General features: G+C 50.6%; 16 protein-coding genes. All 16 read left to right on the plus strand.

Features of this window, described 5'->3' with window-relative positions; translation table 11 throughout:
* Window position 1: 1 nt before the first annotated feature.
* The 16 genes from ytfJ to rsmB all read left to right on the plus strand — a co-directional run bounded on the left by ytfJ (window position 2) and on the right by rsmB (window position 14,312).
* Window positions 2-463, plus strand: a complete 462-nt coding sequence (ytfJ, locus tag LY85_RS01540; RefSeq protein ID WP_141825200.1) for a GerW family sporulation protein — start codon at window positions 2-4, stop codon at window positions 461-463.
* A gap of 45 nt (window positions 464-508) precedes the next feature.
* Window positions 509-1,657, plus strand: a complete 1,149-nt coding sequence (locus LY85_RS01545) for a D-alanyl-D-alanine carboxypeptidase (RefSeq protein WP_279230981.1) — start codon at window positions 509-511, stop codon at window positions 1,655-1,657.
* A 26-nt stretch (window positions 1,658-1,683) separates the two neighbouring features.
* Window positions 1,684-2,517: a pseudouridine synthase gene (locus tag LY85_RS01550; protein ID WP_141825202.1), complete on the plus strand. Its 834-nt coding sequence runs from the start codon at window positions 1,684-1,686 to the stop codon at window positions 2,515-2,517.
* Window positions 2,518-2,533: 16 nt separating this feature from the next.
* Entirely contained in the window at window positions 2,534-2,833 is a 300-nt protein-coding gene (locus LY85_RS01555) for a hypothetical protein (RefSeq protein ID WP_141825203.1), read from the plus strand.
* Window positions 2,834-2,941: 108 nt separating this feature from the next.
* On the plus strand, window positions 2,942-4,300 hold the full coding sequence (locus LY85_RS01560; RefSeq protein WP_243122445.1) for a carboxyl transferase domain-containing protein: 1,359 nt from the start codon (window positions 2,942-2,944) through the stop codon (window positions 4,298-4,300).
* Window positions 4,301-4,340: 40 nt separating this feature from the next.
* Window positions 4,341-4,757: a biotin/lipoyl-containing protein gene (locus LY85_RS01565; protein ID WP_038324125.1), complete on the plus strand. Its 417-nt coding sequence runs from the start codon at window positions 4,341-4,343 to the stop codon at window positions 4,755-4,757.
* A 12-nt stretch (window positions 4,758-4,769) separates the two neighbouring features.
* Window positions 4,770-6,170, plus strand: a complete 1,401-nt coding sequence (locus LY85_RS01570) for an oxaloacetate decarboxylase subunit alpha (RefSeq protein ID WP_141825205.1) — start codon at window positions 4,770-4,772, stop codon at window positions 6,168-6,170.
* A 161-nt stretch (window positions 6,171-6,331) separates the two neighbouring features.
* Window positions 6,332-7,210, plus strand: coding sequence for a YicC/YloC family endoribonuclease (locus LY85_RS01575; RefSeq protein ID WP_141825206.1), 879 nt, complete (start codon window positions 6,332-6,334; stop codon window positions 7,208-7,210).
* Between the two features lie 32 nt (window positions 7,211-7,242).
* Window positions 7,243-7,521 (plus strand): DUF370 domain-containing protein, encoded by a 279-nt coding sequence (locus LY85_RS01580; protein WP_038324128.1) that lies wholly within the window; start codon window positions 7,243-7,245, stop codon window positions 7,519-7,521.
* Window positions 7,511-8,122, plus strand: a complete 612-nt coding sequence (gene gmk / locus LY85_RS01585) for a guanylate kinase (protein WP_141827920.1) — start codon at window positions 7,511-7,513, stop codon at window positions 8,120-8,122. Before LY85_RS01580 ends, gmk begins: the two co-directional genes overlap by 11 nt.
* Complete coding sequence (locus LY85_RS01590; protein ID WP_038324132.1) at window positions 8,115-8,324, plus strand: DNA-directed RNA polymerase subunit omega; 210 nt, start codon at window positions 8,115-8,117, stop codon at window positions 8,322-8,324. Before gmk ends, LY85_RS01590 begins: the two co-directional genes overlap by 8 nt.
* Window positions 8,325-8,340: 16 nt before the next feature.
* Window positions 8,341-10,794, plus strand: a complete 2,454-nt coding sequence (gene priA / locus LY85_RS01595) for a primosomal protein N' (RefSeq protein WP_141825207.1) — start codon at window positions 8,341-8,343, stop codon at window positions 10,792-10,794.
* 15 nt (window positions 10,795-10,809) lie between these two features.
* Window positions 10,810-11,283: a peptide deformylase gene (gene def, locus LY85_RS01600; protein WP_141825208.1), complete on the plus strand. Its 474-nt coding sequence runs from the start codon at window positions 10,810-10,812 to the stop codon at window positions 11,281-11,283.
* Window positions 11,284-11,300: 17 nt separating this feature from the next.
* Complete coding sequence (gene fmt, locus LY85_RS01605; protein ID WP_141825209.1) at window positions 11,301-12,227, plus strand: methionyl-tRNA formyltransferase; 927 nt, start codon at window positions 11,301-11,303, stop codon at window positions 12,225-12,227.
* 28 nt (window positions 12,228-12,255) lie between these two features.
* Window positions 12,256-12,960, plus strand: coding sequence for a zinc metallopeptidase (locus tag LY85_RS01610; RefSeq protein WP_141827921.1), 705 nt, complete (start codon window positions 12,256-12,258; stop codon window positions 12,958-12,960).
* Entirely contained in the window at window positions 12,960-14,312 is a 1,353-nt protein-coding gene (rsmB, locus tag LY85_RS01615) for a 16S rRNA (cytosine(967)-C(5))-methyltransferase RsmB (RefSeq protein ID WP_243122446.1), read from the plus strand. The genes LY85_RS01610 and rsmB overlap by 1 nt, the downstream gene beginning before the upstream one ends.
* The last annotated feature ends 10 nt before the right edge of the window (window positions 14,313-14,322 follow it).

The raw sequence follows: 14,322 nt of genomic DNA on the forward strand, positions 1-14,322 counted from the left end.
AATGAGCGATCATCCTATTGAAGGCATGATGAATACAACTCTGGAAAAAATCAAACAAATGGTTGACATCAATTCCATTGTCGGCGACCCGATTACCGCACCGGATGGCTCCATTATTATTCCGATTTCCAAAATCAGCTATGGATTCGCTTCCGGCGGTTCCGACTTCCCGAGTAAAGTCCAGTCGGAAAAGAATTTTTTCGGCGGAGGTACCGGAGCCGGCGTTTCCATCAATCCGGTGGCTTTCATTACGATTTGCAACGGCTCGGTGAAAATGCTTCAGATTGATCCTTACAACAATACCGCGGACAGAGTGATCGGCATGTTCCCCGATATGGTCGATAAAATCAGCGGCCTTTTTAACAAAAAGGGCGAAGGAAAAAAATCAAAGAATGCTGAAAACAAAAACGGGGATGATGTTTCACAGACAAAAGATGTGAAACTGGACGATCCGCAAATATAATTTTTCAATATTGAAGCAACCGCTTGCATATAAATTTATAGGCAGGTGGTTGTTTTGTTAAAAAAGAAAATATCTTTATTTTTATGTCTGTTATTTTTCTCTTTTTCCTTTCCGGTTTTCGTATGGGCGGATGTCCAGCCGCAGGTTTCCGCAAAATCGGCGGTATTGATGAACGCGGACAATGGGCAGGTACTGTACGCGAAAAACGAAGATGACAAACGGCCCATGGCAAGCACGACAAAAATCATGACTGCTCTGATTACGCTGGAAACCGCCGCGGTGGATAATAAAATCGTTACCATAACGGACAGCATGGTTCGGGTGGAGGGTTCCTCCATGGGCCTGAAGCCCGGCAACAAGCTCAGCCTGAAATCTCTGGCGGAAGGGATGCTGGTCGTTTCGGGAAATGACGCGGCCAATTCCGCGGCCATCGCCATAGGCGGTTCCTTAGATGCCTTTGCGGAGCTAATGAATAAACGGGCGCAGCAGTTAGGGATGAAGGACACCCATTTTGTCACGCCCTCGGGCCTGGACAATTCGGAGCATTATACAACGGCCAGCGATCTGGCCAAATTGGCTATGGCGGCAATGCAGAATACCGATTTTGCGGCCATCGCCTCCCAAAAGGCGGTCACTGTGCAATATGTGAATCCGGTTCAGACTATCCGTTTTACCAATCACAACAAGCTGCTGAGCATGTACGAGGGCTGTATCGGGGTAAAAACGGGCTTCACCAAAAAATCCGGAAGATGTCTGGTTTCCTCGGCGGAACGGGATGGGGTCTGTCTGGTCGCGGTTACGCTGGATGCGCCCGACGATTGGAACGATCATCAGAAAATGCTGAATTACGGGTTCGCGCAATTATCCTCGTATCCCGTTGACGACTCTTCTTTCACTGTCCAGATCCCGGTTGTGGGCGGTTCGTCGAACCAGGTTATGGTGAAGGGCAGCGCGGGGAAAGAAATCGTTGTGACCGCTGATGAAATACCGAACATAAAAAGGACTGTTGAACTGCCCTCTTTTTTTTATGCGCCCGTACAGGAGGGGCAGACGCTTGGCGTTGTCAGGTACACGTTGAATGGGAAAACACTTGCCACCACGGACCTGATTGCCGACGGGCAGGTCCCGAGAGCTGAAATCCACAAAAATATGTTCCAGATATTTTGGGACTGGGTAAAAGATCTGTTTCTATAAATTAAATATAAAGGATGTATTATACGATGGCAAAAGATGTTAGGCTGCAAAAAATGCTTGCGGACTGCGGGGTTGCTTCCAGAAGAAAGGCGGAAGAAATGATTTCCGCCGGGGAAGTAAAGGTAAATGGCGTTACAGCAAAAATCGGGGATAAGGTGGATCCGAAAAAGGATAAGGTCAGCGTGAACGGCAGGCTGCTGGACACTCATGTGAAGCCGGTCTATCTCATGCTGAACAAGCCGCGCGGCTTTATCACCACCATGAGTGATGAAATGGACCGGAAATGTGTGGCAGAGCTCATTAAGGATGTGCCGGAGCGTATTTATCCGGTGGGCCGTCTGGACCGGGAGTCCGAAGGGCTTCTGCTGATGACGAACGACGGTGAATTTGCCAACGCGATGACCCACCCGTCGCTGCACATTCCCAAAACCTATCGCGTAACGGTGCATCCTTCCATTTCGGAAGACCAGCTGACCCAGATAGCGGTGGGCATCGTAATAGACGGCAGAAAAACCGCGCCCGCCAAGGTCAACGTTCTTTCTCAGGAGGCCGGGCGCGTGGTGCTGGAAATCGTTCTGTACGAAGGAAGAAACCGTCAGATCCGCAAAATGTGCGAACAGCTCGGTCTGGAAGTAGCACGGCTGAAGCGGATTGCGGTCGGTCCTGTAAAGCTTGGAATGCTCCAGCCCGGAACGTGGCGGCTCCTTACCTCCGAGGAAGTCAAAAAGCTTACTGCCGGGGCAAAAGCGGACAAGCAGAATAAAGAAGCGGGGAGTGAAGCGGATGATTTCCATTCTGGCATTAAACGACCGGGACAGAGCCGCCCAAATCATACGGACCGTTCCCGCCGCAGAAAATAATGCGCGGGTTCTCGTGATGATGGATGGGGATCGGGAACTGGGCTATGTGGCCGTCGACATGCAGTCTTCGGTGATCCGGATGCTGAAAATGGAGATCGCCGGGTGCGAAAGCCTGGAAGATTTGGATGCCCATGGCCGTTTGTGCGCGGACAGTATGCTCCGGGCCGCCGCCTCCTACGGAGCGGCGATCGGCGCCTATCGGATGGAATCCCGGATAGACGGGCTTCAGGAGTTCCTTTCCGGATGCGGTTTTTTATGGTCAAATGATAAGTTCACAAGTCCTCTGTCGAATTTTATAAAGATATGTAAAAAATAAACAAAATTTTCCGGAAATACTTGCTAACTTCTTTGTAATATATTATACTTAATTTGATTTCGTTAATTTTTTTACATGAAAATTCATTATAAAACGGAGGAATGGAAAATGAGTAAGGTCGATTGTGCGGAACGGCTGCGCACCGCCCGTGACACGGCGAAAAATGCGACAGGCTATCGACGTATCAGCACTCTATTTGACGTAGGCAGCTTCAATGAAATCGACGGCTTGGCCAGGTCTGGGGAAGACTATGCGGAAGTTGTTGCGGGTTATGGCACAATTGAAGGCGTCCCCGCTTACGCTTTTGCCCAGAACAGCGACGTTGCGGGCGGTGCCATGTCGAGCGCTCAGGCTGCAAAAATCAAAAAGCTATATAATCTCGCCCTTAAAACAGGACTTCCTGTCGTTGGGATTTACGATTCTATCGGCGGCAGGCTGAAAGAGGGCGGCAATATGCTGGCGGCTTACGGCGACATTCTGTTGACCGCCAATCATCTTTCGGGAGTTGTTCCTCAGATTTCACTCGTGCTGGGTCCCTGCATCGGTACATCCGCGATGATCGCCGCCAGTGCCGACATTGTGGTGATGTCGGATAAGGGCGAGCTGACCATCGATACCAATGGGGAACACGGTTCCGCAGAGGAGGCCGCGGAGCTGGGCGTTTGCCATCTTGCTGCCGGTGACGAGCAGGACGCGATTTCTTCCGTACGCAAGCTGATTACCCTTCTGCCTTCCAATAATCTTTCCGGGGCCCCGGTCTTGGACATGCAGGGTTCCGCCGACACGGCCGATCTGACCGGTGACTCCGATATCCATTCCATTCTTTCGGCGGTTTGCGATGACGACAGCTTTCTGGAGCTCAGTGAAAAATACGGCAAAGCCGCTGTTACGGGACTGTCCGAGATCGACGGCTCAACCACAGGCGTCATTGCCTTGACCGGCGTGCTGGATGCGGACGCCTGCGCCAAGGCGGCGCGCTTTGTAAGATTCTGCGATGCGTTTTCGCTGCCGGTCGTCACCTTTGTAAACGCTGAAAAATTCACTTCCCTGCGGGAGGCCTCCAAGCTGTCCAGCTGCTATTCGGAAGCAACGACCGGAAAAGTCGCCGTCATTACCGGCTCGGCTTACGGTCCTGTTTACGTTGCGACAGCCGGGCGCGGAGCCAATGCCGATTATACTATGGCCTGGCCGAACGCGGTAGTTTCTCCGCTTGCACCGGAAACCGCGGCCGTATTTCTCTGGAATGACCGTCTGGCGGGCTCCGCCGATCCTGTTGCGGACCGTAAGCAGCTGATTGAAGAATATAAAACAACGGAAGCGTCTCCGTTTGGCGCTGCTGCCCACGGATTTGTGGAAGACATTATTCTTCCGGAAGAAACAAGAATCCGCGTGATTGCCGCTCTGCAGATGATATCGGGCAAAAGAGTTTCCGGTCTTCCCAAGAAACACAGCAACATTCAAATATAGTTACCGCAGATCAATTTGAATTATTTAGGAGGTCAAACATATGAAAAACCTTAAAATAACCGTTAACGGCACTGTTTATGATGTTCAGGTTGAAGAAGTAAGCGGTTCTGCTCCTGGAGCCGCGGCTTCCGCGCCCGTCGCCCCGGCCGCCAAGGCTGCGGCCCCCGCACCTGCTCAGGCAAGTGCTCCCGCTGCACCGGCGCCGACACCGGCTCCCGCTCCGAAGGCGGCTGTTCCGGCCGATGCGGAACTGATTTCCTCCCCAATGCCGGGCACGATCGTTTCCGTTAACGTGACCCCGGGCCAGGCTGTGAAAAAGGGCGACGTCCTGCTGGTTTTAGAGGCGATGAAGATGGAGAATGAGATTATGGCTCCGCACGACGCTGCCGTCGCGGCGGTTCATGTAAACAAAGGGGACAGTGTTGATTCCGGCACTCCTCTTGTTTCCCTCCAGTAAGGGGGCATTATCATGGCTAAAAAAATTGGAATTACCGAAACGATTCTGCGCGACGCTCATCAGTCTTTGATTGCAACCAGAATGCCCATTGAAGACATGCTGCCCATCCTTGATAAGCTTGACAAAGTCGGGTATCATTCTCTGGAATGCTGGGGCGGCGCCACCTTTGACGCCTGTCTGCGCTTCCTGAACGAGGACCCGTGGGAAAGATTGAGAACCCTGCGCAAAAATTGCCCGAACACAAAGCTGCAGATGCTTTTCAGAGGGCAAAATATGCTTGGCTACCGTCATTACGCCGACGATGTACTGGAATATTTTGTCCAGCGTTCCGTAGCGAACGGTATTGACATTATCAGAATTTTTGACGCCCTGAATGATATCAAGAATTTGAATGTCGCCATCAAGGCCGCCAAAAAAGAGGGCGCTCACGCACAGGTCGCCATTTCCTATACGACCGGCCCGATTTTTACTCATGAATATTATATTGACTATGCGAAGAGGATCGAGGAGACTGGAGCGGATTCCATCTGCGTTAAAGATATGGCCGCCCTTTTAACGCCTTACGAGACCTACGATCTTGTCAAAGCTATCAAATCCGTGGTGAAAATCCCGGTTCAGCTGCATACGCATTATACCTCCGGCCTTGCTTCCATGTGTGAGCTGAAAGCCGTGGAAGCCGGTGCCGATCTGCTTGACACGGCCATGTCTCCTATGGCGCTGGGAACCTCCCACACTCCGACGGAGTCCATGGTGGCGGCGTTCAAGGGAACGGAATACGATACCGGCCTGGATTTGGTCCTGCTCAACGAAATCAGGGAATATTTCATGACCCTGAGAGCGAAGTACATCAAGAGCGGCCTGCTCGACCCCAGCATGCTGGCGACAAACACGAAGGCCCTGATTTATCAGGTGCCGGGCGGAATGCTGTCCAACCTGCTTTCACAGCTGAAACAGGCCGGCAAGGCAGACAAACTGGAAGAGGTTCTTCAGGAAGTCCCGCGTGTCCGCAAGGATTCCGGTTATCCGCCGCTGGTTACGCCTACGTCCCAGATCGTCGGCACGCAGGCTGTGTACAATATCATCACCGGCGAGCGTTACAAAATGTGTACGAATGAATTCAAGGATCTGGTTGCTGGAAAATACGGCTCCACTCCTTTGCCGATCGACGACGAGTTTGCGAAGAAGATTATCGGCGATACGCCGAGAGTCACGTGCCGTCCGGCCGACCTGCTGCAGCCCGAACTCGAATCCCTTCGCAAAGAGTGCGCCCAGTGGACGGAGCAGGAGGAAGACGTTCTTTCCTATGCCCAGTTCCCGAAGGTCGCAACCGACTTCTTCAAGAAACGCGCGGAGAAAAAATACGGCATTGACGGAAAGCACGCAGATGCCGAAAAGATGGTTCATCCAGTCTAATATCCTTTTCCCGATCAATTCAGCCCCAAAATTGGGGCTGAATTGTTTTGCTCTAGTTGACAATTCCTATGGAAAACTGATATTATTATTAATAATGCTCTTTGTTCAAAATGGAAGACAGCTCTGCCACGATAAATTAAAGTGAATTGAGATGATACTGCGTGATTAAAAGCATGACGGGCTTTGGAAGATGCGAAGAGGTGATCAACGGAAGGGACATTATCATTGAGATTAAATCCGTGAATCACAGGTATTTTGAGTTTTCATCCCGGATTACCCGCGGATATGGTTTTTTGGATGAGAAATTCAAATCATACCTGCAAAGCAAAATTTCCAGAGGGAAAATCGACGTTTATGCTTTCATTGAGACCATGGAGGATACGGATGCCCAGGTGCTGGTCAACCATTCTCTGGCGGCGGGATATGTGAACGCGCTGCGGGAGCTTGCGCAGCGGTACAGTCTGCGGGATGATATTTCCGTGGGGACCGTTTCAAGATATTCCGATATCTTCACCGTCCATAAAGCGCCCGAAGACGAGCAGATCATTTGGGATTCCGTCCGGCAGGTCACCGACCAGGCGCTGGCTGCGTTTCTGAAAATGAGAGAAATAGAGGGGGAACGCTTAAAGGCGGATGTTTTGCAGCGTGCGGAAACGATTCTGCAGACGGTCGGGAAAATCGAGGAGCGGTCTCCGCAGACCGTAAGCGAATATCAGCAGAAGCTGACCCAGAAGCTGACCGAGCTGTTGAGCGACAGCAATATCGACGAACAGAGAATCCTGACCGAAACTGCTATTTTCGCCGACAAGATCGCTGTCTCTGAAGAAACCGTGCGGCTTCGCAGCCACTTTGAACAGTTCTCCAATATGCTGAATTCCAATGAGGCGATCGGCCGTAAGCTGGATTTTATCGTACAGGAAATGAACCGTGAGGCAAATACCATCGGTTCCAAATGCATTGATTCCCAAATCGCGTACATGGTTGTGGATATCAAAGCGGAGATTGAAAAAATCCGCGAACAGATACAAAATATTGAGTAATCATTGCTAAGGCAATGGAGGGGGATATCTTTATGAAGCTTATTAATATCGGATTTGGCAACATGGTTTCCGCCAACCGGCTTGTTGCGATTGTCAGTCCGGAATCCGCTCCGATCAAACGCGTGATACAGGACGCAAAGGAGCGCGGCACTTTGATCGACGCAACCTACGGCCGCCGCACCAGAGCGGTGATTATCACGGACAGCGACCATGTGATTCTGTCCGCCGTGCAGCCGGAGACCGTCGCCAACAGGCTGAATGACCGCGAGGAAGACCTTACCGATGAGGAGCTTGATGACGATGAAGAATAAGGGGCTTCTGATTGTGTTTTCCGGTCCGTCAGGTGCGGGAAAAGATACTATCCTGAAAAAGCTGCTGGAAAAGAATCCGAACGTCCGCTTATCCGTATCGGCTACAACCCGTCAGCCCCGTGAGGGAGAAGTCCACGGCAGAGATTATTATTTTGTGGACAGAGATGAATTTATCAGAATGACACAACAGGACGAAATGATTGAAAGCGCGGAATACTGCGAAAATTTTTACGGCACTCCGCGCAAACCCATTGATAATTGGCTTGCAAATGGGGATGTTGTCATTTTAGAAATCGAAGTGCAGGGCGGGTCCCAGATTAAAAATAAATGTCCCGACAGCGTCAGTATTTTTATCCTTCCTCCATCGCTCGCGGCGCTTGAGCAGCGGCTGAAGGACCGCGGAACGGAAAGCGAAGAAGCGATACAAAAAAGGCTTGCTGTCGCCAGAAATGAAATCCTGGAAGCAGTCCACTACGATTACGTCGTGATTAACGATACGGTCGATCATGCGGTCGACGAAATTATTCACATTATTTGTGCTGAAAAGCATAAAGTAAAGAGAGATAATCTTTTAATTGAAAGGATACTGAATCATGCTTAAACCATCTGCAGATTTGATTGTAAAACCAAATCAAAGCCGTTATTCCCTTGTGATCGCTGTTTCAAAAAGAGCGAGAGAAATTGCGGCCGATGCTGAAAACAGGGGAGAAATCCTGATTGAAAAACCGGTTGATGTGGCCGTTCACGAATTGATGGAAAATAAATACAAGATTGTCGAGCCTGACAGCCGTTCCAAAGAATGATCCAACGAGGTATAAAATGTCCGATTTTACCATTGCAAAAGTAGCGGTAGATAAGACCGTTTATCATTTCGATAAGGCTTTTGACTATACGGTTCCTTCCGGGCTTCTCGCATCGGTGAAGCCGGGATGCCGTGTAATGGTACCTTTCGGTGGGGCTGACAGCAAGCGGCAGGGAATGGTCCTCGCACTGGCCCATCAGGACAGTGCGGAAAAACTGAAGCCGGTTTTGGAGCTTCTGGACCAGGCTCCGCTCCTTTCTCAGGAGTCACTTCGCCTTGTTGTCTGGTTGAAAGAACATTATTTCTGCACGCTTTATGATGCCGTCAAACTGCTTTTGCCAACGGGAATCAACTTTAAAATCAGGACGGAATATTCTCTTGCCGTTCCCGTTCCTTCTTTGGATATAGATAGCTTGGACGAAGTTGAAAGACAGATCGTTCTCTATCTTTCTCATGCCGGCGCCTGCGTCGACCGTGATAAGCTTTTAAAGGAGCTGGGGCTTTCCGGCGATTCCAATGTCCCTGAAAAGCTCTGTAAGGCGAACATTCTGGTAAAAAGCAGCGGAACTGTCCGGCAGATAGGAGACGCCTCGCAGAAAATGGTGCGGTTAACCGAAAATCAGGAACCGCATAAACTGACGTTGAAACAGAAAAGCGTTTACAATCTTCTCAGCGATGTCGGCAGCGCTTCTTTAAAGGAGCTCTGTTATTTTGCGGGTGTTACCCCTGTGGTTGTGGACGCGCTGGTCAAAAAAGATATTGCGCAATACTACGAGATTGAAATTTATCGGAATCCCTACGATCATATTCAGAACGGCGGGCCCGCGGAAGATATCGTCCTTTCTGCGGAGCAGCAGCAGGCATACGCGAATTTATACCGGCAATACACTTCCGGCAGCGGCGGGGTTTCTTTGCTGTACGGTGTTACCGGCAGCGGAAAAACGTCCGTTTTTATGAAGCTGATCGATGCGGTCAGATCGGACGGCCGCGGCGTGATTGTGATGGTGCCGGAGATATCCCTCACCCCTCAGACGATCTTTTTGTTTCACCAGCGCTACGGAAGGGATGTTGCTGTTTTTCACAGCGGACTGTCCCTTGGGGAGCGCATGGACGAATGGAAAAGAGTCAGAAACGGGGAAGCGCTGATCGCTGTTGGAACGCGTTCAGCGGTTTTTGCTCCGTTTGACAATCTGGGACTCATCATTTTGGATGAGGAACAGGAATACACCTATAAATCGGAATCGTCTCCGCGCTATCATGCGCGGGATGTGGCAAAGTTTCGCTGCGCCTACCATAAGGCGCTGCTTGTACTGTCCTCGGCGACTCCGTCCATTGAAAGCTATTATCTTGCACAGAATGGGCGTTACAGCTTCAATATGCTTTCCACCCGCTACGGTAATGCCGTCCTTCCCGAAGTAACGGTGGTGGATATGAATGCGGAAGTGGAAAGCGGAAACAATACGATTTTGAGTTCGGTTCTGCATCAGTCATTGGATGAGAACCTGAAAAACGGCCGTCAGTCGATTATTCTGCTGAACCGCAGGGGATATAACACATTTGTTTCCTGCAAGGCTTGCGGCCATGTCATGACGTGTCCGAACTGCAGCATTTCGCTGACATACCACTCTGCCAATCACCGCCTGATGTGCCATTACTGCGGCTATTCCATGCCGCTGGTCAAAGAGTGCCCCCAGTGCCATGAAAATAAGGTCCACTTCACCGGTTACGGCACGCAGCGGGCCGAACAGCAGCTGCGGGAGCTCTTGCCCGATGCGCGTATTCTGAGGCTGGACACCGACTCAACGATGACGCGGTTTGCCTATGAGAAAAAACTCCGGCAGTTTGCCGAAGGAGAATACGATATTATCATCGGGACACAGATGGTCGCAAAAGGGCTTGATTTTGAAAATGTTACGCTTGTCGGTGTGCTTTCGGCTGATCAGACGCTTTACAGCGACGATTTCAGGAGCTATGAGCGCGCGTTCGACCTTCTGACACAGGTAGTCGGCCGTTCGGGCCGCGGTCAGTTTGCGGGGAAAGCGATTATTCAGACCTTTACCCCGGAAAACGATATTATCAAGCTTGCCGCCAGGCAGGATTATCAGGAATACTATGAAGGGGAAATTGCGATCCGAAAAGCGATGCTCTATCCTCCTTTTTCAGATATTTGTGTTGTCGGTTTTGTAGGCGGTACGGAAGCGAAAGTGCGGGAAGCCAGCAAAGCCTTTTTAAATATGCTGAGAACTCTTGCACAAAGCGAGTATTCCGGGCAGCCGATGAGAGTGCTGAACCCCTCTCCGGCATTAATCGGGAAAGTAAGTAATAAATATAGATATAAATTGATCATTAAATGCCGCAATCATACAAAATTCAGGGAAATGATCTCTCGCCTGCTGATTCAGTTTGCGGGAGTGCGTGAATTTTCCTCGGTATCGGTATTTGCGGATATGAACCCTGACAGTATTATGTAACTTGGAGGTATAATTATGGCGATACGAAACATTATAAAAGAGGGAGATCCGTTTCTGAATAAAGTCTCCCGTCCGGTAGATAAATTTGACAAAAAGCTCGCAACCCTGCTGGACGATATGCAGGAAACCATGCACAGCGCCGACGGAGTCGGCCTTGCCGCGCCGCAGGTGGGGATTTTGAGAAGAGCCGTTATCATCGATATCGGCGAAGGTCCGATCGAGCTGATCAATCCTGTTTTTCTGGAACAGAGCGGGGAGCAGGAATGTCTGGAGGGCTGTTTGTCCGCCCCCGGGCAATACGGCATTACGAAGCGCCCGATGCATGTAAAGGTCCGCGCGCAGAACCGTAAAGGGGAATTCTTTGAAATAGAAGGGGAAGAACTGCTCGCCACGGTGATGTGTCATGAGATCGACCATCTGGACGGTATTTTGTTTAAATCGCATGTGATTCATATGCTGAGTGATGAAGAACTGGCGAAGTTAAAATAAGAAAAGCGGGTGATTCAATGCGTATTGTTTTTATGGGAACGCCGGACTTTGCCGTTCCGTGCCTGAAAAGCCTGATTGACGCGGGGCATGATGTCTGCGCTGTTTTTACGCAGCCCGACAAACCGAAGGGGAGAGGCTATACGCTTACGCCGCCTCCAGTCAAGGTGCTGGCCGGCGAGAAAAATATCGAGGTCTTCCAGCCGAAAACGCTTCGCACCGCCGAAGCCGCCGAAACGATCCGGAATCTGACCCCCGACGTGATCGTTGTCGTCGCCTACGGAAAAATACTACCGAAAGAGGTTCTGGAGATTCCTCCTTACGGCTGTATCAATGTTCACGCGTCCCTTTTACCGAAATACCGCGGGGCTGCCCCGATTCAGTGGTCCGTGATCAACGGTGAAAAGACCACGGGTGTTACCACAATGTATATGTCGGAAGGACTGGATACCGGAGACATGCTGCTGACCGCCCGGACGGAAATCGGTCCGGAGGAAACCTCCGGCGAGCTGCATGACCGGCTTTCTCTGATGGGCGCGGATCTGATCGTCGAAACTCTTCAAAAAGTAAAAGACGGAACGATTCAGCGCATTCCGCAGAGCGAGGAAAACACCTGCTATGCCTCCATGCTGACAAAAGAGCTTTCCCGTATTGACTGGAACCAGCCGGCCGGTACGATCCACAATCTGGTTCGGGGACTTTCCCCGTGGCCTGTGGCAAATACGACCTATCACGGCAAGCTTTTGAAAATTCACAGAACCGGACCGGCGGGCCAAAACAAAGGCAAGCCCGGCGAAATTCTGACGGCGGACGGTTCGTTTGTTGTCTGCTGCGGGGAAAAGACTGCCCTTGAACTTCTGGAGGTTCAATACGAAGGCGGGAAAAAAATGAACGGAAAAGATTTTCTTCGCGGGCATCCAACCGGCGAAGATTTTATGGTAAAATAAAGGAAGTAACGGAGGGATTATAATGGGTATGGGATTTTATTATTTTGACTATACATACTTCGTATATATTGTGCCTGCGCTGATTGTGACAATGATTGCACAGTTTCGGGTAAAGTCGACTTTTGAGAAATATTCCCGTATCTCAACGGCAAGAAATATGACGGGAGCACAGGCGGCCTCCAGTGTCGCGCAGTTCGGCGGCGCCCCCGGCGTACAGGTACAGCGCATATCCGGCAGCCTGACCGACCATTTTGATCCCCGGGACAATACGATCAGCCTTTCCGACCAGGTTTACTCTTCTACCTCTATTGCGGCGCTTGGTGTGGCCGCTCACGAAGCGGGTCACGCGATTCAGCACGCGCAGGGATACCTGCCAAACAAAATCCGCACCGTTCTGGTTCCCATCACGAATTTTGGGTCCCGGCTCGCGGTTCCGCTGATTATTGTCGGACTGTTTTTGCCTGTTCAGTACGACTTTGTTGTGAATCTGGGAATTGCCCTTTACAGCTTTGCCGTATTGTTCCAGCTCGCAACGCTTCCTGTAGAGTTCAACGCCAGTTTCCGTGCAATCCGCGCGTTGGACGAGGCCGGTATTTTGTATCCCGATGAGCTGGAGGGCGCAAAAAAAGTTCTGCGGGCAGCGGCAATGACATATCTGGCTGCAAGCTTTACCGCCATTATGTCCCTGCTGAGACTGCTTGTACTCGCCGGAAACAGAAGGGGCAGAGATTGATGGACAGTGCGAGAGCCGCAGCACTGGCCGCTCTTTTGCATGTCGATGTGAACGAAGGCTATTCCAACATTGTTCTGGACAAAACGCTGGCTTCCTTTTCTTTGGAAACGCGCGACAAGGCGCTTGCCTCCGCGATTTTTTACGGAGTGCTGGAACGTCGGATCACGCTGGACTACTTCATTAGCCGATTTTCCAAAATGCCGCTTAAAAAGCTTTCGCCGCAGGTGCTGGAAATCCTGCGTATGGGCGCTTATCAGATTTTATATCTTGAAAAAATTCCAAAGTCGGCTGCGGTCAACGAATCTGTTATTCTTGCAAAAGAAAATAACGCTGTAAAGGCATCTGGCTTTATTAATGCGGTTCTTCGGTCTCTGATCCGAAATCTTGAAAATTTAAAGATTCCGGATGCCGAAACGGATCAACTGCTGTCTCTCAGCATTCAATATTCGTGCCCGCAATGGCTGATTGCTCTGTGGCAGAAATCATATGGGGAAGAATGTACGCTCCGTTTGCTGGAAAGCACTTTTTCAAAGCCGCCCGTATTTGCCAGAACGAATAATATTTGTATTTCTGAGGAAAACTTAATTGAAAAGCTGAATATGGAAGGCGTAAAGGCTATCCCCATTACATGGATAGATCAGGCAGTCGAATTGCAGCAGACGGGCGCGATCGGCCAGTCGGAAAGCTACCGGGAGGGCTTGTTTCACATACAGGATCTTTCTTCTCAGCTCTGCTGTTTTTTATTTCATCCTCTTCCCGGCGAGCGGGTCATCGATGTATGCTCCGCGCCCGGAGGAAAAGCCTTTACCATGGCCGAACTCATGGAAAACAAGGGCGAGCTTCTCGCCTTTGACAAATATAAGGGAAAGGTGAACCTGATCCGTCAGGGAGCGCAGCGCTTAAAGCTCTCTGTAATCAGCGCCGCCGTACGGGACGCTTCCGCTGCGGAAGACGATCTGTCCCCGGCGGATAAAGTCCTTTGCGACGTACCGTGCTCCGGTCTCGGAATCATTCGCAGAAAACCGGAAATTAAGTATAAATTACCGTCAGCTATTGACAGTTTGCCTGATTTGCAGTACCTTATTCTGTGTAAATCATCAAAACTGGTCAAGACGAATGGAACTTTATTTTATTCAACCTGCACTTTGAACCCGAAAGAGAACGGCGAGGTGGCGGAAAGATTCCTTCGGAACAACCATGATTTTGAGCCTTTGCCGCTCAATCTGCCCGATCAGGTTTGCCATGCCGTCGAAGGGGAACCGGAGAACCAGCTGACGCTGATGCCTCACGTTCACGAGACGGACGGCTTCTTTATCGCGGCTTTTCGAAGAAAACAGGAGTGGATGTCTTGAGTTTGCAGGA

The sequence above is a fragment of the Clostridium sp. KNHs216 genome, from assembly GCF_006714885.1.
Lineage (GTDB): Bacteria > Bacillota > Clostridia > Oscillospirales > Acutalibacteraceae > Caproiciproducens.